The sequence below is a fragment of the Mameliella sp. MMSF_3455 genome (assembly GCF_030733205.1).
Lineage (GTDB): Bacteria > Pseudomonadota > Alphaproteobacteria > Rhodobacterales > Rhodobacteraceae > Antarctobacter.
In genome coordinates, this window is the sequence record NZ_JASHJL010000010.1 from 63,938 (window position 1) to 82,764 (window position 18,827).

Consider the following 18,827-nt stretch of genomic DNA (forward strand, 5'->3'; position numbering starts at 1 on the left):
AAACGTTGCAGCCTGCGTTCGGTTCCATAGGTAGCACTAATATTTGGAGCAACAAGCATGACGGCTCAGTCATCTTCGGACATGACAACCGCAATCGGCGGCAACCTTCCCTACCTGCGCCGCTACGCCCGCGCACTCACCGGGCGCCAAGACAGCGGCGACCGCTATGCCGCTGCAGCGCTTGAGGCGATCCTGAACGACCCCGAACTGTACGATGCGGGCCTAACCGACAAGGTCGCGCTGTTCCGCGTGTTCCATGCGATCTGGATGTCCTCGGGCATGCCGGTCGAAGATGGGGGCGAAACGGGGCTGGCCGCGCGGGCGCAGAAACACCTGTCGCGCTTGACGGAAAACACGCGCGAGGCGCTTTTGCTGCACACGATCGAGGAATTCTCGATCGAGGAGGTCGCCCAGATCATGCAGGTCTCGGCCGAGGAAGCGGGACAGTATGTCGACACGGCCTTCCTGGAGATGCGCGATGCGATTTCCGGCAAGATCATGATCATCGAGGACGAAGCGGTCATCGCGATGGATCTTGAAAGCATCGTGATGGACATGGGACACCGTGTGACCGGGGTCGCCCGGACCGAGGCGGCGGCGCTGGATCTTGCCGGCAGCGAAGCCCCGGACCTGATCCTGTCGGACATCCAGCTGGCGGATGATTCCAGCGGTATCGACGCGGTCAACCAGATCCTTGACCGCGACGGAGAGCGGCCGGTGATCTTCATCACCGCCTTCCCGGAACGTCTGCTGACAGGCGAGGGGCCGGAGCCGGCCTTCCTGATTTCCAAGCCGTACACCGAAAACCAGGTGCGGTCGGCGGTCAGCCAGGCGCTGTTCTTTGCCTCGACAGAGACATTGATCCGCTGACCGGATCGCTGGTGCGAACAAGAAAAGGCCCGCCGGTTTCGGCGGGCCTTTTGTTTGCGCAGGTCGGTGCCTCAGCTTTTTGCCAGAGCGCGCAGCATCCAGGCTGCCTTTTCGTGAAAGGCGCTGCGCGCGGTCGCCAAGTCTTCGGTCACAGGGTCACGATGCGTGTCGGCCAAGGCGATCAGCGCATGCAGCCGATGTGCCAGTTTCTCGTGATCATGGGCCAGTTCCACGATCATGTCGGCGGTTGTCGCCTTGGCGGACACGTCGTCGACCCGCGATCTGTTGGTGATGTCGTCCAGGCGCGCCGGTGCAAGATGGCCCAGGGCGCGGATCCGTTCGGCCAGCTCATCAGCCGCAGCAAAGAGATCCTGGTACTGTTCTTCGGTCAGGTTGTGCACGGAAAAGAACAGCGGCCCTTCGACGTTCCAGTGAATTGCGTGGGTCTTGAACAGCAACCGGTAGGTGTCGGCCAATACGTCCGACAGGCCGCTTGCCAGGGTTTCGGTGTCCTTGACCCCGGTGGAAACGGAATCTTCGGTGGGAACGACCTTCAGCGAGTCAGTCATCTAAGTCTCCTTTTTCGTTGGTTAATCAGACAACGAACAGCATCCGGAAAGGTTCCGGACAAGGTGTCGCGGAACGCAAGGAGAGAGGTCGGCGTTTCCTTGCGAACAACTGCAGAGGAAGCAAAATGTCCCCACCTGACACCGACATCGAAAGACAAACGCGCCGCCATCGTCCTGCATTGACCGGCATCGGAACCGCAGGAGCGGTCGCGGCGCTCTTGTTGGCAGGTCTACTGGTCTACATCACCATGAGCGCTGATGCGCCCGAAGGGGCAGAGACACAGATCGACGGGCGCACCGGAGCTGTGACATACGCTGATTGACCGCCGCATATGAAAAGGCCCAGGCTGTACCAGCCTGGGCCTTTTCCGTGATCGGATCTGGCAGTTCGGTCAGGCCAGGCGGCGCGTGGCGCGCGGGCCCGCGATCAGCCAGATGATGAAGCCCAGCAGTGGCAGCAACAGCACGAACAGCGTCCACAGGACCTTTCCGCCGGTGCTTGCGCTGGAATTGACGATGTTGACGATTGCCCAGACCGCGAGGCCCAACAGGATCAATCCGCCCAAACCTGCAATTTCGATACCCATGATAGTCTCCTTTCGGTTTCGTGTCGCGGTTCAGCCGCGCAGTGCGTCGATCAGTTCCGACTTGGTCATCTTCGAACGGCCATCGACATCCAGTTCACGCGCCCGGTCGTACAGTTCATCGCGGGTCCACTCTTCGTAGGGGGCCGCCTTGCCGCCCTTGCGGGACGGGGCCATGTTGTCGTTCGCCTGTGCATTGGCGATCGCCGCGGCCTTCGGCTTGGCGTAGCCCTTGTCGCGCAGTGCCTGGTAGGTTTCGTCGTCCTCGATCGAGGGGCCGTGTTGCTTGGCCATCGCTTCGTCTCCTGCATACTTGTCCCGCATGCGACCGGCTTGGCGGTTTTGCATTGCCGGCGGGTTCGAAAGTGCGAAACTGTTCAGGGATGAAACGCCCGGCGCCCGCGGCGGTTCCCTTTGTTTCGCGCCGCTGCCACTAAAATGCGCCGGTTTTTTCGGGAACCGGCAGGGGGGAAGGAGCGTTGCGCAGGCATGGACAACAGCAATCGTGTCGGCGGGTTTCGCGCCCTGCCCAATGAGAAAACGCGTGCCGGCAAACTGCGCCGTTGCGGAATCGAAATAGAGTTTTCGGGAGTTGACGAGGCAAATACCGCGCAGATCGTGGCCCGGACGCTGGGCGGCGTGGTCAAGCAACAGGGGCAGCATCTGTTCACGATCGAGGACAGTGGCCTTGGCACGATCTGCGTCGAGCTGGACACGCGGTATGCAAAGCCCGGACAGCAGTTCCTGCCCGAAGGTGTGCTGGATGCCGCCCGCGCCGTCGTGCCCGTCGAAGTGGTCACGCCCCCATTGACGCCAGAGCAGATGGACCGGGTGCTGGACCTGACCGAGGCTCTTCGAAACGCTGGTGGCAAGGGTACGTCTGACAGCCTATTTGCCGGGTTCGGCATCCATTTCAATCCCGAGATCACCGGATACGACGATCCCTACATGCTGCGTACGGTGGTCGCCTATGGCCTTCTGGAACCTTGGCTGCGCGACTGGCGCCCGCTGGACATGTCGCGCCGCATCCTTCCCTTTGTCGATCCTTGGCCCGTGCAGTTCACCGATGCGCTTGTCACAGCCGAGGATCTGGACCTGGCGGTGCTCCGGGACTTGGTTCACAAACATCTCCACGGGCGGAACTACGGGCTGGATCTCTTGCCGATCCTGCATGCGCATGACCCCGATGGGTTTGCGGCGACCTTCGGAAAGGAGGCCAGCGGCGCCCGTCCTGCCTTTCACTTTCGCCTGCCGGATTGCCGCCTGGATGAGCCGGAATGGTCGATCGCGGACGAATGGGAACGATGGTGGCTGGTCGAAGCGCTGGCGACGGACGAAGCGCGCTTTGACAGGTTGCACGAGGCCTGGCGGCGTGGTGGCGGACATGGCGGGCGCTGGGTAGAGGAAGTGATCCAGGTGATCGGCAAGAACGGCGAGGAGCTGTTCCGGTGAGCCGCCCCTTGATCGCAGTGACCACCTCGACACGTTCGGGGTGGCGCATTTTTCCGCTGGTGCGACTGAATCTCTGGTTGGCCGGGGCGCGTGCCCTGCGGTGGACAACGCGGTCGGACATCGACCTTGACCGCGTCGACGGCGTCATCATCGGTGGCGGCGACGACATCTCGCCCGATCTGTACGGTGCCCGTCTTGAAGTGACCGCGCGGTTGGACCACGACCGCGACGCAATGGAACACGACATCGCACGCAAGGCGCTGTCCAGCGGCATTCCCGTGCTGGGCATCTGCCGCGGGGCACAGATGCTCAACGTCGCGGCGGGCGGGACTCTGCACCAGGATGCCTGGTCCCTTTATCCCGAGGCCCAGCCGATCAAGACCATCCTGCCGCGGCGCGAGGTACATGTCCAAGCAGGGACGCAACTGGCAGCCTGGTCGGGTGAGGCGCCGATGGCCGTCAATGCCCTGCATACCCAGGCCGTCGATCGGCTGGGCCGGGATTTTCGCGTCGCCGCGCGCGATACGCACGGCATGGTGCAGGCCATCGAACGCTGTCACGATCCCTTTGCGCTAGGCGTGCAGTGGCATCCCGAACACCTGTTTTATGCACATCGGCAGCGCGCGATCTTTCGCGCGCTAAGCCGCGCTGCATTGGCCTATTCAGAAGACCGGTCGCAAATCCTCTCGCCCGCATGAGTGCCCCCTGAATACGAAAAAGGCCCGCCGGAGTGGCGGGCCTTTTGTCGTGTCAGCCGTTTGTTGTTCAGACCTTTGCCAGGATGTCGTCCAGCGTCTTGCGGGCTTCGTCCTTGGTCTGGCCCAGCCGCTGCTGTAGCTTGCCTTCCAACTGCTCGCGGTCGCCGCGAGCCTCTTCCAGTTCGTCTTCCGAAAGCACGCCATAGGCTTCGCGCAGACGGCCTTTGATCTCGGTCCATTTTCCTTCGAGGCGATCCCTGTCCATCGGATATCTCCTTTGCATCTCATTGCCCGGAGCCGTTCCGGGCCTCTGTTGGTAGAACGCCCCGCAGGGCGATCCGTTCCACCTCAGGCGGCGTCTTCCAGAGCGCGGGTGATCGCAGTCTCGATCTCGTCCAGCGGATGGTTGGTCAGTACCTTCGGCAGGTCCAGCACCAGTTTGGAGGCGACCTCCTCGTGCATTTCCTCGCGCAGAGCGCTCAGCACCGGGCGGCTTGCAGCGATGATAAGCCGGTCGAACTTGCCGGCATGGGCGGCCTTGTAGAGGTCCTCGCTGATGGTCTTGGCAAAGCGTTCCTTTTCCAACTCGTGCCAATCGGTGTCATCCACGGCGGAGCGCTGTGCGCCGGGCCCGTCGTTGAAACGGCCGGGGCGGTTCTCGGCCCAGTCCTGTGCCTTGGGATTTTCCTGATCCGCGCGGTCCCGCACCACCAGGTGCAGATGCGCCTTGTCGCCCTTGTTCACCAGATACAGCGCCTTTTCTCCATCGGCGATCAGCACCCAGGTGCCATGCGGCACGCCCTTGGCTCTCATCATGTCGTGATCCTCCTTTGTTGTCCGTGGTGACATCGGGGCGGCCAGTCGGCTGCTCGCAGGCAGCGACTGCCCGGCGCGCAGAGCGCGTTCGCTCTGCACGCTGGCAAGAAACCAACGCGCGAATGCGGGCCGGTGTTCCCTGCTCAGACGATGTCTTCGGTCACGCCAGGCAGTTCCTGCGCCAGATCGGCGCCTTCTGCGGCGTCGAAGGGCACCAGGAAACCGCTCCGGTTCTCGGGGCGACGCAGGCCGTTGCGGCGGATCTCGTCGCGCCACAGGGGATAAAGCGTGTCCGGCGACATCGCCTTTGGGGCAAGCGGTTCATGCCACCAGTGCGACAACAGCCGGTGACGCGCCCGCGCCACGCGGTCCGGCTGGGTGATCTCGACCGCCAGTTCCGTATCCCAGCGCATCGACCGCCCGTTCAGGTTGGCAGACCCGATCAGGACGGAGGCCGCATCGCGGATCAGCACCTTGTTGTGCACATGGATCAGCGGCGACCCGGCCAGCGTCTCGCAACTATCGCGGGCGGCCAGCACCGGGCGCACCGGCGTCGCGATCGTCAGCCGGTCGCCGAACGCCTCGCGCAGGGTGGCAACCGCCTGCTGGCGCAGGGCAAGACCATAGCGGGCGTCCAGGCTCTCGGAGGAGTCGAAGGCCACGTCCTCGGGCAGTCCCGGCATGACGATGATGGCGTTCAGGTCGCGATTGCGCGTTGCGGCTTCTGCCAGCGCCTCGGCGATCCGGCTGGAGCGGATGAACTGGGTCTCGATATGGACCAGGTGGTGTGCCTTGCGAAAGGCCTCCAGGTGCGCCTCCTCGATTTCGGACACCAGAGTGCGGGGCGAGAGATAAGGCAGTTGCAGGCGCCGAGGCGCCGACAATGTCCGTTTCAGCCCGGGGCAGGGCGGCGGCGGCGCACGGCCCTCGGTCACCTTTTGAAAACTTTCGAGGTGCGCACGTGCGGCAGCAGCCTCGGGGCCGCGCAGCATCACCTGCACGTCAGACCAGGTGTGCCGCGCAGGTCGATCATGATCTGGGGTGTCGTAGCGCCTTTCGTTCAGGTCCAACCCACCGACATAAAGCCATTCGTCGTCGACAACGGCCGCCTTGTGGTGATGGGACACCGTGTGCAGGTTCGGCATGACGGTCCGTTGCAGGCCGACCGCCTCGAACCGGCGTTCGACCGGGGTCGTTTCGCGCAGGCGTTCCCAGCGTCGGCGCAGGACCGCTGGCAGGAAGGCCAGGCGCGGCAGCATCCCGGCGCGCGCGCTGTGCTGGTGAGCGCGGATGTTCAGCAGATCCTTGCCCGCGCCTGTCGCCTCGGACAGGGCCACACCCTGTCGCACGGTCCGCCAGCTGAGTTCGTGCAGTTCAGTGGCCATGACCGGGTCGAAATCGCTGACGGTCAGGTTGATCCGCACGCCGCGCTGCACGGCATGGGCGAGCAGGTCGAACCAGTCCGTGCCGATCTCGCGGGCCTCGGCGCTGCGCAGCTTGGTCGACAGGTCGAAGATCCGGAAACCGGCCACCACGTGCTTGCGTGCAGCCAGCACCGCCCGCTCGAATGCCGGCCAGGCCTCGTCGGCCGTGATCATCACTTCGAAGTCGCCGGCCATCCGGCCCCCCTGTCAGGCGCCGTAGGCGGCGCGTGGAAATATGACTGTCACCCGGTAACGTCCATCATCCGATGTGGTTTCCATCTTTCCGTCCAATTGCCGCAGAAAGGCGGCGATCATCTTCTGCGCCATGCCGTCCGGGAGCGGTGCCTCTGCCCCGGCGGCCAGGGGGTCGGCGGGGGAGCTGTCGATACACAGCTGCACCTCGTCACCGCCGCCCGAAGACAGCCGGACGCCGATCCGGTCGCGCGGGTCCGCGTTGCAGGTTTGCCGGATCGCGGTGTTCAGCGTCTCGGCCACGAACAGCGACAGGGGGATGGCCTGATCGGGATAGAGGGCCACATGCTCCAGCGCGGTGTCGATTTCGATCTTGCCGCGCGCGCCGACGAGGTCCTGCGTATCGCGGACCACCGCCTGCACCAGGTCGGCGGCGTCCACCGTCGTGCTGGTCGGCGTGTTGTAAAGCGCGCGGTGCAGCACCGCCATGCCGCGCACCCGGCGCTGCAGCTCGGACACGACGTGCTTGGCCTCGTCGGTTTCCAGGTCGCGCGATTGCATGTTCATGATCGAGGCGATCAGTTGCAGGTTGTTCTTGACCCGGTGATGCACCTCGCGCAGCAGCACTTCCTTGTCTTTGAGATCCTGTTCGCGGCGTTGTTCGCCCTCGGCGATCAGCAAGGCCATGCGGTTGAAGGCGCGCTGCGCCTCCTCCAGTTCCGCCGGAGGGTCGCGCAGGTCCAGCGTCGTTTCTTGGCGTTCGCCCAGGGCAAAGCGGCGCATCGCGTTGCGCAGTTGCGCGACATGGCGGATCACGAGCCGTTGGATGCCGAACAGGGCCACGCCGACCCCGGCCAGCCACATCAGCACTGGCAGCGAGGTGGCAATCGCGCTTTGCAGCCGGCTATCCGCATCGGGCACGGCCGAAAGCGGCCAGCTGCCCAGAAGCATGACCTTGCCCGGCACCATCTGCGTGACGGCGAAATAGCGCGTTTCGCCCGAACCACTGACCGCGCGGAATGTCCGGCCCGGTTCCCGGAGGATCTCGGACATGGCCATGTCGCGCGGCAGGTAGTCAGGTGCTGCGTCACGTCCCAGCGAGGCGGCAAGGATCTCGCCCTCGATGTCCAGCGCCGCCAGCCGCAATGCCCCGTCGTGGTCGGGATCTTCCAGGGTTTCATTCAGGGTCGCGTGGGGGATCGACAACGAGACAAAGCCGACCATCTCGCCGCCTTCGCGCACGGGATGCGTCACCATGACGATATCGCGCCCCGTCACGGCGCCCTCGGGATTGACCTGCACGCTGTCGCCGCCGCGGGCCATCACGGTCTTGAACGGCGCGCGGCGCGACAGGTCCATCCGGTCGGCGGTCGAACTGCAGGTCAGCCAGCCCGAGGATTCGATGAACCCGGCAAAGGCATAGGTCTCGTTGCTTTCGACAAAGCCCTTCAGGATGTCGCTGCAGTCTTCCGCGCCGAGCTTGGTGATCAGCACCGAAAGCCCCTGTGCCGCGGCCAGGGCGCTTTCGATGGTCTCGGCCTGAGGCGAGGCCTCGGCGCGCAACTGTGCCATCAGCGCGGCGCGGTTCTGTTCGCGCGCGCTCTCGATCACGGCCTGGGTCTGGTAGACTGCGATCAGACCCACCGGCAACATCGCAATGGTCATCAGGCAGGCAATGCGCGCCGGCAGGCTGCGTGCAAGTCGATAGAGGCTGTTCAGACGCTTGGGCATGAAAGGCGGGACGCAAAGACAAGGGGACGGGCGAGGACACGCGGGGCGGCAATGGCCGCTATCTGGGGCACATGCCGTCGGTGCACGACGGGACATGTCCCCGATCCCACGCGCCGCTCACGCGGATTTCGCCGTTGCCTGCTCATGCAGTAACCCCATCTGAAATTACAGTCCCCTAAGGGCGAATGCCGCAAGTCCCGAATTGGTTCCCAAGATTTTCTCGAGGCTCAGGCCTGCAGGCTGGTCAGGGGAATCTGCAACCGTCTCTGGAACATGCCCGCTTCTATCTGGGTGGTCATCTCACCCGCAAGCTGCCCCTCGACCGCGATCGAAAGAAGACGAGAGCCGAAACCCGAACGCGGCCGGGCCTCGGTGTCCCAGGACAGGCCGGTCTCTTCCCAGTTGATGACGACGTCTTCGGACCCGCTGCGTTCCCATTTCACCGTTAGCTGCCCGCCGTCGGTGGAGAGGCCGCCATACTTGGCCGCATTGGTCGCCAGCTCGTGCAGGGCTAGTGTCAGATAGACCGCGGCCTTGGGCCCCACGGGCACATGTTCGCCGTCGATTGTGATCCGCGTCTCGTGTCCCGACCCATGCGGCGCCAAGAGCTTGTGGGTCAGTGCATCCAGCGTGGTGGTCGCCCCTTCGCTGCGGCGAACGTTGACAACGGGCACGATCATCTCATGCGCATCGCTCAACGCCTTGAGCCGCGCGCCCACGCTTGCCGCCAGGGCCTCGGCGGTCTCGTGCGCGTTGCGCTCCATGCGCAGGATGCTGTTGATGACGGTAAAGAGGTTCTTCACGCGATGCGTCAACTCCTGCATGACGATATCGCGCTCTTCGAGCGTCTCTCGCAGGCGAAGGTCGGATTCGATCATGTCTGCGATGTCGCGCATATTGGCGATGTCATCTGGCGTCCAGTCGCGCGGCTTGTCGTCGATGACGCAAAACGACCCCAGCACATGGCCGTCGGGGGACCGGATCGGCACGCCGAGGTAGGCCCTGACATTCATGTCCCGGACCGCGCCATTGTCGCAGACCCGGCTGTCGGCCTCTGCGTTCGGCACAACCAGCGGTTCCTCGGAAGAGACGACGTGCTGGCAGAAGGAATGGCTGAGCGGCGTACCGCGCTGCTCGGCGACGTCTCCGGTCAGCCCGGTCTGGGCGGAGAAGAATTGCCGTTCGTCGTCCACGAATGACACGAGGCTGACGGGAACATCCATCAGGCGTGCAGCGATGCGCGCGGCTCGTTGGTGTGCTCCGGGTGCGGGGCTGTCCATCAGCCCGGTCCGTTCCAGCGCCTGCAGGCGTTCCCGGTCCCGAAGCCGGTCTTGGTGGGTCACGTCCTCAACCTTTGTCGTGAATTCCGGAGTATCTTTCATCGGACCAACCCAATCATCAATGCATCACCTTGGGTAAGTAGGATTGAAAGGCCAAAAGAAAGCCCCTTCAGGCGTTTTTTTGCCTCTCCGCCCGGGAGGTTGGCATGTCTCCGACCAGGAAGGCGGGAACCTTTATGCGGCAGGGCACGTTCCTTTGCCAGAGCGCCACGGACGGCGCATAGGGAAAAACACAAGGAGACTTACCATGCTTGGCTGGGCCCTGACGTTCCTCATCATCGCACTTATCGCTGCTGCACTTGGATTCGGTGGCATCGCCGGCGCATCTGCCGGGATTGCGCAAATCCTGTTCTTCGTTTTCCTCGTTCTCTTCGTCGTGTCGCTGGTGGCGCGCGTGGTCCGAGGATGACTTGAGCCTCGGCCCGGCACGGTCCGGGCCGCGCATCTTCCAAGGTCACTGACAAAGGACGGACGACATGAGCAAGAACACCCAAGACCGCCATCGCAACGGCGCCTCCGACGCCGCAGAGGCAGGCGCCGCCTATGCCCGCGCCGCAGGCGAACGGCTGGACGAGGCGCAGGCGTCCATCGACCGGGCCATCGAAGAAGGCCGGGACGAGATCGAGCGTGCCGCGCGCCACTCCACGCAGATGGTGCGGGACAACCCTGTCCTTGCTGTTGCCGGTGCCGTTGGTGTCGGGCTCCTGCTGGGACTGGCAATGCGCAAGAAGGGATGATCTGCCAGTGACTTGGCCGTTGAAAAGGGCGCCCTTTTCCTTTCGGCGGACGGTTCGGCGACCGAAGGCGGAACCTTTCGCGCCGCCGGCAGTTCATTTTGCAACGGACGCAATCCAGGGGACACCTTCCGATGACCCGCAAGACGCAAGACCGCAAACCCTCTCGCTCTACCGGAAAAAAGCAAGCTGCGCGCGACGCGGGCACCTTGGCGCTGCGCGCCGGCGCGGGCGGTCCCGCGGGGCTGATCTCGCAGGCGCTGGGCGTGGCCCGCCGGTATCCGGCACTCGCCTTGGCGGCCACCGCCTTGGCCGGTTACGCAGCCGGTCGCCGTGCGCAGCGGCGCGGAACATATCTGCCGCCCCGCGACACCAAGGTGCGCGATGCATGGGCGCCGCGCAACAGCGGCGCCCGAGGCGCCCACCCACCCGCTCAGGATCACCGCAACCTTCTGACACGGATGCAGATGGAGGAACATGATGAGCGGTCCTGACCTGCGCGACGCACCGCGCATCCTGACCGAGGTCCTGCGCCAGGTGACCTCCCTGCTGCAAAGCGAGATGCGGCTTGCGCGGGCCGAGATCGGGGAGAACCTGTCGCGGGCCGGGACGGGCCTGGTGTTCTACGCCTTGGCGTTGGTCCTGATCATCGCGGGAGTGAATGCGCTCGCGACCGCCGGGATCGCCTGGATGGAAACGCGCGGCCTGACGCTGGTCGAGGCTGCGGGCGGAATGGGGGGCGGCCTCTTGGTGCTTGCCCTGATTTGCGTGTTGATCGCCCGCAAACGGATCAACGCCCGGGTCCTGACGCCCAAGCGCAGCCTGAACAACGTCAAACGCGATCTGGAAACCCTGCAGGAGGTCCGCCGTGGCTGAGATCGAGAAACTCGAAATGCGGGCGGCCGAAGACCGCGCCCGGCTGAAAATCGCGCTGGAGGCGCTGGGCGGAAGCACCAGCAAAAGCGCCATCGCCGCGCCGCTGACCGGGGCCGCGATGGGACAGGCCGGACGTCTGGGCCGGGGCGCTGTCGGCGCGGCGGGCCGCAACCCGACGGCTGCGGCGCTGATCGGCCTTGGCGTGGGCCTGTTCGCAACGGGAACGGGGGCACGATCCTCCGGCTCTGCCAAGGATGATGCCCCGAAAAGCCGCGCACCGATGTTGACAGCCGGGGCGCTGGTCCTTGGGGCAGGCGCCTTGGCCGGCGCGCTTCTGCCTGGCTTGGGCCGTGACAGTCACGGCGACGATTGATCTGCGAGACCTGACCATGCTCACCACCGTTCTCAGCGAACGCGCGCAACGCGTGATGTTGCTGATCCTTACCGTGATCGCCTTGACCGGCGCCTTGCAACTGGGGCAGCAACTGCTTGCGCCCATCGTCTTTGCGGTGGTTCTGGGCATCGTCGTTTCACCTTTGGCCGAACGCCTGACCGACGTTGGCATCCCGCGGGTCGCGGTTGCGATCCTCTTGCTGCTGGTGACGACCAGCCTGATCGCGCTGCTGATCCTGATGATCGAGCCGCTCCTCAACATGTTCATCGAACAACTGCCCCGGCTCAAGGCCGCGGCGACACGCTGGATCGCCTCGCTCTCGGACGTGCTTCGCGGGATCGAGACAATCAGCGAAGAGATCGAAGGCGCCAAGCCTGCCGCCGAAGACGGCGAAAGCGCGCTGCCAACCGTGCGGGACGCGCTGTGGATGGCGCCCAACTTTGGTGCGCAGTTCTTTGTCTTTGTCGGGACGCTGTTCTTCTTCGTGCTCACCCGCAACGATCTCTATTCCGCCGTCGGCCCGTTGGAGCCGAAACTGCGCAAGGCGGACCGCGCCGTGGCCCGCTACTTTGCCGCCGTGACGCTGGTCAACGCGGGGCTGGGCGTCGTGACGGCGTTGATCATGCTGGCCATCGGTGTCGAGTATCCCATGCTTTGGGGGCTGGCGGCCGCCATCCTGAATTACATGCTGTACCTTGGGCCGCTGCTGATCATCTTCGGTCTGGCCATCGCCGGGTTGTTGCAGTTTACCGGCGCCATGTCCCTGCTGCCGCCTGCCTTGTTCCTGCTGGCCAATTTCACCGAGGCCAATTTCGTCACCCCCTGGGTGGTCGGGCAGAGGCTGGCGATGAATCCGCTGGGGGTCTTCGTGGCAATCGTCTTTGGCCTCTGGCTCTGGGGGCCGGTCGGGGCAATCGTGGCGCTTCCGGTGTTGCTGTGGTTCGGCGTCTTGATGAGACCCGAGATGCTGAAGCGACCATCGGGTGCCGAGCAGTTGCAACCGGCGGAGTAGGCGCGGTCAGGCGTCCAGATCGGCCAGCCGGTCGGTCAGCCGCCGGCGTTCTCGCGCGGTCATCAGCCCTGCCTCGCCATGCGCGCGCAGGTCGTCCAGCAGGTCCGAAATAGCGTTGCGACCGTCCTCTGGCATCGCGCCGCGCAGCCGTACCAGCGCCTCTGCCACGGCGGTCAGCACATCGCCGAAACCTGCCGCGTCACGGGTGATGTCGCGAAAGCCGGCTTCGACCAGATCACCGGCGCCCAGTTCGCCCAGGAACACGCGGTCATAGACAGGGTCTTCGGTTTCGGGCGGGTTCAGCGCCCAGTCCCACAGCAGCCGTTCCAGCCGCGCGATCACGTCGATGGCGGTCTTGGGGTCGTTGATCCCGGGAGACAGCGCCTTGGAGGCGGACTCCCTGAGCGCCTGCAGCGCATAGGCCGGATCCTGTTCATAGGTTCGGTCGGTGGCCAGCACAAAACAGGCGGCGAACTTCTCGGGCTCGTCACAGCCGTGCAACAGGCCCAGACGCTGACTGCGCAGAACGATGTCTCCGGGCAGATGCTCCAGATGGACCCGGGCCTCATGGGATCTCGCCAGTTTCTGCAACTCGTCCATGTCGATGCGCCGCAGAAAGCCAGAGCGCGACGCCTCGATTGCGACGCCGCCCGCGGGCATATCCGCCAGCTTGCAGCCCCCCAGCCGGGGCAGGCGCCGCTGTTGGTACAGGATTTCACGCGCGGTCTGTTCGGCGCGCAGCAACGCATATTCCAAGCTGCCGATCCGCGACAATTGCCCGATCCAGCGCACCAGCGAGACCACGATGGCGGCCACTACGAAAACCGTGACGGCAAAGACGATCACCGAGGCGCTGTCGGAATAGTATCCGGCGCGGTAAAGGATGATCGAGGAGAGGGCAAAGACGAAGGCCCCGATGAAGGTCGCCAGCATCGTCTGGGTCGAGGTGTCTTCCATCAGCAGGCGGTGAATGCGCGGCGTGGTCTGCTGGGCCAGCGTGCGGTGGGTCGAAACCATGACCCCCAGCGAAAAGGTGGCCACAGCCAGCATGCCATTGGCAAGGATGGTCAGGATCGGCATGGTCGCGTCTTCGGAAAAGCGATCACGCGGGCCGTCCGGGATCAACGGCCCCAGCAGTTCCGCCGACAGTGCGGCCAGTACCGAGAGAGCGGACAGCAATGCGACCCTGACCCAGAGAATGCGGCTGATCCGACGCAGGGTCAGCATCGTCTGGACCAGTTTCATTGTGTGCTTGCCTGCCATGCGGTCAGCAGGCCACCATTCCGGGGGAATGGTCAAGCGCAAGCCAGCCGCGCAGCGCGCGGGAAAAACCGCGCGGGTGTTCGATGAAGGGCAGGTGCCCGCCTTGCACAAGCTGGGCATGGGACCGGGGCAGATGGCGCAAGAGCTTCAGCTGGTGATGCGGCGGAACGACCGTGTCCTGCCGTCCGATCACGGCGAGGCAGGGCTGGGCGATCTCGGCCATGTTCCCGGTGATGTCCTGCTTCAGCACCCATTTGCCGAATTGGCGGATCGCTTCGGGGGTGCGGTCCTGCAGGGCCAGGCGCATCTCGTCGGGCACACCGGCGGCGGCCTTGCGTGGCAGGACCGTCGCCATTGCACGCTCGAAATTCCCGCGCGTGGCAAGGCTCAGGCGCCACATCATCGACAGCGACCAGCGCCCGGCCATGTCATGCGCGAGGATCGCCGCGCCGATGTCTCGCGGCAGGTCGCGGTGTCCCGTGACCGGCGATCCCACCAGAACGAGTGACCGCACGAGTTCCGGGGCACGGCGCGCCAGCAGCAGGCTGACGAGTCCGCCGCTGGAATGGCCGACGAGGTGCACGGGCCGACCGCCGGAAAACGCCATGATCCGCTCAAGCATCAGGTGCAGCCATTTGCCCGATGCCAGATCCTGTGTCACCGTCTCTGGATCTTCCTGCGGCCCGTGGCCTGGCAGGTCGAGGAACAACCGGTTGCGCAACCCCATGTCTCGGCACAACGGCAGCCAAGCCTCGCATGTCATGAAGAGACCGGGCAGAAAGACCAGCGGGGCCCCGCCGCGCAAGGGGTGTTTGCCGGGGGAGCGGTGGCAATCGGGCAGGGACATCACGTTCATCGGAAACCTTTGGCCATCTGTCGGAGACAAGCCTCCGGCTCGGTGACAACGCGGCGGGCGTCTCTGCGGTTCCCGGTACGGACTTGCCGGGCGAATTATCGACCTGGCGGAACTTCTCGGTCGATGCGTGCGTTGAATTTGCGAAGACGGCGGAAGGAGGTCCACGTCCGCAGGCAAATGCGCCTGCACAGACAAGAACCCTCCGCCGGGGTGCCGCAATCCGCGGTGCCGCAGAGGCGGGCACGCCGACGTGTAAAGGAATGAACGCGATGAACACGATCAACGTATCATCATCCCAAAGGGGCCTGTCGCGCGATTCTTTCCCCTTTTGCTGGACGCGCCCGTTTCCCATGTTTCCGTAGATGCGGCGCTGAAGCGAAAGACACCCCAATCCGCAGATTGTGACATCCGACCAGGCCAAGGTGGCCTGGCCGGCCGGGCAAGTTTCGCCCGAACCTCGACGACCCAAAGAACAGGAGGCTGCCCAATGCTCCGCTTTCTTGCCCTTTCTATCGCCGCCACATTGATGGTGGGCACTGCCGAGGCGCAGGTCCGGGACGCGCTCGCCTCCGACCTGCAGAATTTCGTCGAGGCCTTCGAGCTGTCGCAGGTACCCGCAACAGAGCAGGCCCGTCTCCGGGTGATCGTGGATCACCCAGACGCGTCGCATGTGGCCAAGGTCATGGCGATCCACGAGATCCTTCAAGACCATGACGCGCTGCGCCATGTGGACATGCATGGCGACGCGCCAACACTTCATTCGTCCCTGCGTAACTGATCAATACGGGCTCTCCGCTGAGAAAGCCGCGCTCCCGGTCGGGTGCGCGGCTTTTTCGTTGCCACTTGATCGAAAAAAGCCCCCGCCGGAAAAAATGGGCGGGGGCGATTGGTGCGGGCGTTGGGGGAAAAGATTTGCGCCCGCACATGACGTGCCTGTCAAAAAGAAAATGCACGAGGCAGCAATTGGTTCCCGTCAAGAGCATCTTTTTTTGCGCCGGCAAGACCGGTTGTCCCGATCCTGGCTGCCAGCCCCTCAGCCATTTGGACGCGAGGCAGGCGGATGGGACCAGTTCAAGCAACACGGTGCTTCGGGTGAACAGCCGCATGTGCGCTTGGGGCTGGACGAGGCACGTCCCGTCAGACATCTTCGTGCGACGGGCGCACTGGCCAAAAATGCGGGAAACCGCTGCACAAAGTGCTGCCTGGAATGGCGCCGTCGCCGCAGCGCAGGAGGTCTGACCGATGATCCCGGAAACACATCTTCGCGACATCACCGATCGGCTGTCGGGGATCACGCCCAAGGGGCGCCGCCTGATGGTTGCGGTGGCCGGTCCGCCCGGGTCGGGCAAATCTACCCTGGCCGAAGCGCTGGTGGACCGGCTCGGCCCCGAGGCAGCCCTGATGCCGATGGACGGGTTCCATCTGGATGATCGCCTGCTGGAGCCGCGCGGGCTGTTGTCGCGCAAGGGCGCGCCCGAGACCTTTGATTTCGACGGGCTGAAAACCGCGCTGGGACGCGTCGCCGCGGATCCCTCGGTCTTCCTGCCTGTCTTTGACCGTTCGCGCGAGATCGCCATCGCCGGGGCCCAGGAAATCGGGCCGGAAACGCGCATCGTGGTGGCCGAAGGCAATTACCTGTGTTTCGCCGAACCGCCCTGGTCCGATCTGATGCCGCTCTGGGATCTGTCGGTCTTCCTGGAGGTTCCCGAAGCAGAGCTGGAACGCCGCCTGATGGCGCGCTGGTTGGGATTCGGGTTCGACGAGGAAACCGCGCAACGCAAGGCGCTGGCCAATGACATCCCCAACGCCCGCCGTGTCATGGCCGAGCGTGAGGCAGTGGACATAGTACTGCGTCATTCACAAATCGCCTAAAAATTGGGCGTGCCGCCTGCATGGCGTGCATTTGCTCATGTATTGGGCGCGCTGCGTGAGTTGCCCTGGCTGGCTGTGGCCAGCGACCTTTGGTACGGCCATAGTCCACACATGGGTGGGATGAACGGTTGACCATGTGAACAAACTCGTTGTCTTCAGCGATCTGGACGGAACGCTTCTGGATCATGCAAATTACTCTTTCGCCCCGGCGCAGCCCGCGCTGGACGCATTGGCCGCGCGAGGCATTCCGCTGATCCTTGCCACCTCCAAGACGGCTGCCGAGGTCGCCGTCCTGCACGCGGCCTTGTCGCTGGGCGACCGGCCCGCCATCGTCGAGAACGGGGCCGGGATCTATCGCCCCGGCCGCGCGGCAGGGGACGCCACGCCCTATGTTGCCCTGCGGTCCGCACTGGACGCCTTGCCGCCGGATTTGCGCGCGCCGTTCAGGGGCTTTGGCGATATGAGCGATGCCGAAGTGGCAGAGATCACCGGCCTGACCCCCGAAGCCGCCTCGTTGGCGCGCCAACGGCAACATTCCGAGCCGGGACTCTGGCAGGGGAACGAGACCATGCGGGAGACATTCCTTGCAGCCCTGGCGGACAGGGGCATCGCGTGCAGGTCCGGCGGGCGTTTTCTGACGCTGTCGCATGGGCGCACCAAGGCCGACGGGCTGCGCGAGATTGCCGCCGAGCTTGGGGCCGAACGGACGCTGGCGTTGGGCGATGCGCCCAATGACACCGACATGCTGCAGGCCGCCGACCTTGGCGTGATCGTGCGCAACGACCACGGGCCCGGCATCCCGACCCTTCCGGGTGAGGGCCAAGGCACCATTCGGCGCACCGCGCGTCCCGGCCCCGAAGGCTGGAATACGGCGGTCCTCGCCATACTGAACGACATAAAGGACTGATCTCATGTCTGATTTCCATCAGAACGGCAATATCGCGCAGTTTCACAACCTGCGCAGTCGCCCTCTGGAAGAGCTGATCTACGAGATCGAGACCTACGCCCAGACCCGCAAGATCACGCTCGTCCTGCCCTGTCTCTACTCCGAGCTCGAAGGGCCGGCGATGGGAAATATCCTCGATGAGCTGAGCAAGATCACCTATCTGCACCGGATCATCATCGGGCTCGACCGTGCCACCGAACAGCAGTTCCGCCGCGCCCGAGATTTCTTTGCCCGGCTGCCGCAGGATCACGTTGTCCTCTGGAACGACAGCCCCCGGATGCGAAAGCTGGACGCCAAACTGGCCGAGATGGGGCTGGCGCCGCAGGAACAGGGCAAGGGCAAGAACATGTGGACCTGCATGGGCTACCTGATCTCCTGCGCCGATACCTCGGTCATGGCGCTGCACGACTGCGATATCGTCACCTACAAACGCGACCTGCTCGACCGGCTGGTCTACCCCGTCGTGAACCCGAATTTCCGCTACCAGCTGTCCAAGGGTTATTATCCGCGCATCGGCGATGGAAAGCTGAACGGGCGGGTCACGCGCCTGTTGGTGTCGCCGTTGCTGATCGCGCTGAAACGTACCATCGGGGACCGCGACTACATCGATTACCTGCGCGCCTTCCGTTACCCGCTGTCGGGCGAATTTGCCCTGCGCACGTCGCTCTTGCCCGATCTGCGCATTCCCTCGGACTGGGGGCTGGAAATCGGCGTCCTGTCAGAGGTCTGGCGGAATCTGGGCCGGCATTCCGTCTGCCAGGTTGAAATCGCGGATGCCTATGACCACAAGCACCAGCAGGTCAGCGAAGAGGACGCGGCCACGGGTCTCAACCGCATGTCGATGGACATCTGCAAGGCGGTCTTCCGAAAGCTGGCGGCAGATGGCACCGTCTTTACGCCCAATGTCTTCCGCGCGCTCAAGGCCACCTACTACCGCGTGGCGCTGGACCTTATCGAGTTCTACGACAACGACGCCAAGATGAACGGGCTGACCATCGACCGCCACCGCGAGGAACTGACGGTCGAACTTTTCGCCAACAATATCGTGGAGGCGGGCAAGGTCTTTCTCGACAACCCCAACGAGACGCCCTTCGTCCCGAACTGGAGCCGCGTGAACGCCGCCGACCCGGGCGTCGTGGGCGAATTGCGGGCCGCCGTCGCCGCGGACAACGAGGAATTCACTCCGATGGCGTTCTGA

General features: G+C 64.4%; 24 protein-coding genes. 14 read left to right on the plus strand and 10 right to left on the minus strand.

What is annotated here, in order from left to right:
• Window positions 1-57 precede the first annotated feature (57 nt).
• Complete coding sequence (locus RBB42_RS09605; RefSeq protein ID WP_305969591.1) at window positions 58-870, plus strand: response regulator; 813 nt, start codon at window positions 58-60, stop codon at window positions 868-870.
• A gap of 71 nt (window positions 871-941) precedes the next feature.
• Here the strand turns inward: RBB42_RS09605 and RBB42_RS09610 are convergent, their stop codons facing one another.
• Window positions 942-1,439 carry a Dps family protein gene (locus tag RBB42_RS09610; protein ID WP_305969590.1) on the minus strand — a complete coding sequence of 166 codons (498 nt, stop codon included), beginning with the start codon at window positions 1,437-1,439 and terminating at the stop codon, window positions 942-944.
• Between the two features lie 125 nt (window positions 1,440-1,564).
• Here RBB42_RS09610 and RBB42_RS09615 point away from each other — a divergent pair, with 125 nt between their 5' ends.
• Window positions 1,565-1,762: a hypothetical protein gene (locus tag RBB42_RS09615; RefSeq protein ID WP_305969589.1), complete on the plus strand. Its 198-nt coding sequence runs from the start codon at window positions 1,565-1,567 to the stop codon at window positions 1,760-1,762.
• Between the two features lie 69 nt (window positions 1,763-1,831).
• Here the strand turns inward: RBB42_RS09615 and RBB42_RS09620 are convergent, their stop codons facing one another.
• Window positions 1,832-2,020: a PLDc N-terminal domain-containing protein gene (locus tag RBB42_RS09620; protein WP_371931736.1), complete on the minus strand. Its 189-nt coding sequence runs from the start codon at window positions 2,018-2,020 to the stop codon at window positions 1,832-1,834.
• A 36-nt stretch (window positions 2,021-2,056) separates the two neighbouring features.
• Window positions 2,057-2,317: a DUF7218 family protein gene (locus tag RBB42_RS09625; RefSeq protein ID WP_305969587.1), complete on the minus strand. Its 261-nt coding sequence runs from the start codon at window positions 2,315-2,317 to the stop codon at window positions 2,057-2,059.
• A 195-nt stretch (window positions 2,318-2,512) separates the two neighbouring features.
• On the opposite strand from RBB42_RS09625, the gene RBB42_RS09630 reads away from it, so the two are divergent.
• On the plus strand, window positions 2,513-3,475 hold the full coding sequence (locus RBB42_RS09630) for an amidoligase family protein (protein ID WP_305969586.1): 963 nt from the start codon (window positions 2,513-2,515) through the stop codon (window positions 3,473-3,475).
• Window positions 3,472-4,173, plus strand: a complete 702-nt coding sequence (locus RBB42_RS09635; RefSeq protein WP_305969585.1) for a gamma-glutamyl-gamma-aminobutyrate hydrolase family protein — start codon at window positions 3,472-3,474, stop codon at window positions 4,171-4,173. Before RBB42_RS09630 ends, RBB42_RS09635 begins: the two co-directional genes overlap by 4 nt.
• Window positions 4,174-4,240: 67 nt before the next feature.
• On the opposite strand, the gene RBB42_RS09640 is transcribed toward RBB42_RS09635, so the two are convergent.
• From RBB42_RS09640 to RBB42_RS09660, 5 genes are all read right to left on the minus strand, one after another.
• Window positions 4,241-4,438 carry a CsbD family protein gene (locus tag RBB42_RS09640; protein ID WP_305969584.1) on the minus strand — a complete coding sequence of 66 codons (198 nt, stop codon included), beginning with the start codon at window positions 4,436-4,438 and terminating at the stop codon, window positions 4,241-4,243.
• Between the two features lie 83 nt (window positions 4,439-4,521).
• The gene (locus RBB42_RS09645; protein ID WP_305969583.1) at window positions 4,522-4,989 is read right to left on the minus strand and encodes a baeRF12 domain-containing protein; all 468 of its coding nucleotides are present in this window, start codon (window positions 4,987-4,989) and stop codon (window positions 4,522-4,524) included.
• Window positions 4,990-5,132: 143 nt separating this feature from the next.
• Window positions 5,133-6,608 carry a phospholipase D family protein gene (locus RBB42_RS09650; RefSeq protein ID WP_305969582.1) on the minus strand — a complete coding sequence of 492 codons (1,476 nt, stop codon included), beginning with the start codon at window positions 6,606-6,608 and terminating at the stop codon, window positions 5,133-5,135.
• Between the two features lie 12 nt (window positions 6,609-6,620).
• Window positions 6,621-8,270 carry a sensor histidine kinase gene (locus RBB42_RS09655; protein ID WP_306043675.1) on the minus strand — a complete coding sequence of 550 codons (1,650 nt, stop codon included), beginning with the start codon at window positions 8,268-8,270 and terminating at the stop codon, window positions 6,621-6,623.
• 293 nt (window positions 8,271-8,563) lie between these two features.
• Window positions 8,564-9,718 (minus strand): GAF domain-containing protein, encoded by a 1,155-nt coding sequence (locus RBB42_RS09660; protein WP_305969580.1) that lies wholly within the window; start codon window positions 9,716-9,718, stop codon window positions 8,564-8,566.
• A 205-nt stretch (window positions 9,719-9,923) separates the two neighbouring features.
• On the opposite strand from RBB42_RS09660, the gene RBB42_RS09665 reads away from it, so the two are divergent.
• From RBB42_RS09665 to RBB42_RS09690, 6 genes are all read left to right on the plus strand, one after another.
• Window positions 9,924-10,085, plus strand: a complete 162-nt coding sequence (locus RBB42_RS09665; protein WP_219514833.1) for a DUF1328 family protein — start codon at window positions 9,924-9,926, stop codon at window positions 10,083-10,085.
• A gap of 67 nt (window positions 10,086-10,152) precedes the next feature.
• Entirely contained in the window at window positions 10,153-10,413 is a 261-nt protein-coding gene (locus RBB42_RS09670; RefSeq protein WP_305969579.1) for a hypothetical protein, read from the plus strand.
• Window positions 10,414-10,544: 131 nt separating this feature from the next.
• The gene (locus RBB42_RS09675) at window positions 10,545-10,904 is read left to right on the plus strand and encodes a hypothetical protein (RefSeq protein WP_305969578.1); all 360 of its coding nucleotides are present in this window, start codon (window positions 10,545-10,547) and stop codon (window positions 10,902-10,904) included.
• Entirely contained in the window at window positions 10,891-11,286 is a 396-nt protein-coding gene (locus RBB42_RS09680) for a phage holin family protein (RefSeq protein ID WP_305969577.1), read from the plus strand. The genes RBB42_RS09675 and RBB42_RS09680 overlap by 14 nt, the downstream gene beginning before the upstream one ends.
• Window positions 11,279-11,659: a hypothetical protein gene (locus RBB42_RS09685; RefSeq protein ID WP_305969576.1), complete on the plus strand. Its 381-nt coding sequence runs from the start codon at window positions 11,279-11,281 to the stop codon at window positions 11,657-11,659. The genes RBB42_RS09680 and RBB42_RS09685 overlap by 8 nt, the downstream gene beginning before the upstream one ends.
• Before the next feature lie 16 nt (window positions 11,660-11,675).
• The gene (locus tag RBB42_RS09690) at window positions 11,676-12,692 is read left to right on the plus strand and encodes an AI-2E family transporter (protein ID WP_305969575.1); all 1,017 of its coding nucleotides are present in this window, start codon (window positions 11,676-11,678) and stop codon (window positions 12,690-12,692) included.
• A 6-nt stretch (window positions 12,693-12,698) separates the two neighbouring features.
• On the opposite strand, the gene RBB42_RS09695 is transcribed toward RBB42_RS09690, so the two are convergent.
• Window positions 12,699-13,955: a DUF2254 domain-containing protein gene (locus tag RBB42_RS09695; RefSeq protein WP_305969574.1), complete on the minus strand. Its 1,257-nt coding sequence runs from the start codon at window positions 13,953-13,955 to the stop codon at window positions 12,699-12,701.
• A gap of 4 nt (window positions 13,956-13,959) precedes the next feature.
• Complete coding sequence (locus RBB42_RS09700) at window positions 13,960-14,811, minus strand: alpha/beta fold hydrolase (RefSeq protein WP_305969573.1); 852 nt, start codon at window positions 14,809-14,811, stop codon at window positions 13,960-13,962.
• Window positions 14,812-15,298: 487 nt separating this feature from the next.
• Here RBB42_RS09700 and RBB42_RS09705 point away from each other — a divergent pair, with 487 nt between their 5' ends.
• From RBB42_RS09705 to RBB42_RS09720, 4 genes are all read left to right on the plus strand, one after another.
• A complete protein-coding gene (locus RBB42_RS09705; protein ID WP_305969572.1) occupies window positions 15,299-15,589 on the plus strand; it encodes a hypothetical protein in 291 nt (96 codons plus the stop codon).
• Window positions 15,590-16,053: 464 nt separating this feature from the next.
• Window positions 16,054-16,683 (plus strand): nucleoside triphosphate hydrolase, encoded by a 630-nt coding sequence (locus RBB42_RS09710; RefSeq protein WP_305969571.1) that lies wholly within the window; start codon window positions 16,054-16,056, stop codon window positions 16,681-16,683.
• A 136-nt stretch (window positions 16,684-16,819) separates the two neighbouring features.
• A complete protein-coding gene (locus RBB42_RS09715; protein ID WP_305969570.1) occupies window positions 16,820-17,590 on the plus strand; it encodes an HAD-IIB family hydrolase in 771 nt (256 codons plus the stop codon).
• Window positions 17,591-17,594: 4 nt separating this feature from the next.
• Window positions 17,595-18,827 carry a glycosyltransferase family protein gene (locus tag RBB42_RS09720; RefSeq protein WP_305969569.1) on the plus strand — a complete coding sequence of 411 codons (1,233 nt, stop codon included), beginning with the start codon at window positions 17,595-17,597 and terminating at the stop codon, window positions 18,825-18,827.

Coding starts and splice junctions, on each gene's coding strand:
- RBB42_RS09720 (WP_305969569.1), top strand. CDS start 17,595: ATGTCTGATTTCCATCAGAACGGCAATATCGCGCAGTTTCACAACCTG.
- RBB42_RS09650 (WP_305969582.1), bottom strand. CDS start 6,608: ATGGCCGGCGACTTCGAAGTGATGATCACGGCCGACGAGGCCTGGCCG.
- RBB42_RS09640 (WP_305969584.1), bottom strand. CDS start 4,438: ATGGACAGGGATCGCCTCGAAGGAAAATGGACCGAGATCAAAGGCCGT.
- RBB42_RS09645 (WP_305969583.1), bottom strand. CDS start 4,989: ATGATGAGAGCCAAGGGCGTGCCGCATGGCACCTGGGTGCTGATCGCC.
- RBB42_RS09655 (WP_306043675.1), bottom strand. CDS start 8,270: ATGACCATTGCGATGTTGCCGGTGGGTCTGATCGCAGTCTACCAGACC.
- RBB42_RS09615 (WP_305969589.1), top strand. CDS start 1,565: ATGTCCCCACCTGACACCGACATCGAAAGACAAACGCGCCGCCATCGT.
- RBB42_RS09670 (WP_305969579.1), top strand. CDS start 10,153: ATGAGCAAGAACACCCAAGACCGCCATCGCAACGGCGCCTCCGACGCC.
- RBB42_RS09665 (WP_219514833.1), top strand. CDS start 9,924: ATGCTTGGCTGGGCCCTGACGTTCCTCATCATCGCACTTATCGCTGCT.
- RBB42_RS09675 (WP_305969578.1), top strand. CDS start 10,545: ATGACCCGCAAGACGCAAGACCGCAAACCCTCTCGCTCTACCGGAAAA.
- RBB42_RS09625 (WP_305969587.1), bottom strand. CDS start 2,317: ATGGCCAAGCAACACGGCCCCTCGATCGAGGACGACGAAACCTACCAG.
- RBB42_RS09700 (WP_305969573.1), bottom strand. CDS start 14,811: ATGAACGTGATGTCCCTGCCCGATTGCCACCGCTCCCCCGGCAAACAC.
- RBB42_RS09680 (WP_305969577.1), top strand. CDS start 10,891: ATGAGCGGTCCTGACCTGCGCGACGCACCGCGCATCCTGACCGAGGTC.
- RBB42_RS09705 (WP_305969572.1), top strand. CDS start 15,299: ATGCTCCGCTTTCTTGCCCTTTCTATCGCCGCCACATTGATGGTGGGC.
- RBB42_RS09605 (WP_305969591.1), top strand. CDS start 58: ATGACGGCTCAGTCATCTTCGGACATGACAACCGCAATCGGCGGCAAC.
- RBB42_RS09660 (WP_305969580.1), bottom strand. CDS start 9,718: ATGAAAGATACTCCGGAATTCACGACAAAGGTTGAGGACGTGACCCAC.
- RBB42_RS09695 (WP_305969574.1), bottom strand. CDS start 13,955: ATGGCAGGCAAGCACACAATGAAACTGGTCCAGACGATGCTGACCCTG.
- RBB42_RS09630 (WP_305969586.1), top strand. CDS start 2,513: ATGGACAACAGCAATCGTGTCGGCGGGTTTCGCGCCCTGCCCAATGAG.
- RBB42_RS09710 (WP_305969571.1), top strand. CDS start 16,054: ATGATCCCGGAAACACATCTTCGCGACATCACCGATCGGCTGTCGGGG.
- RBB42_RS09610 (WP_305969590.1), bottom strand. CDS start 1,439: ATGACTGACTCGCTGAAGGTCGTTCCCACCGAAGATTCCGTTTCCACC.
- RBB42_RS09690 (WP_305969575.1), top strand. CDS start 11,676: ATGCTCACCACCGTTCTCAGCGAACGCGCGCAACGCGTGATGTTGCTG.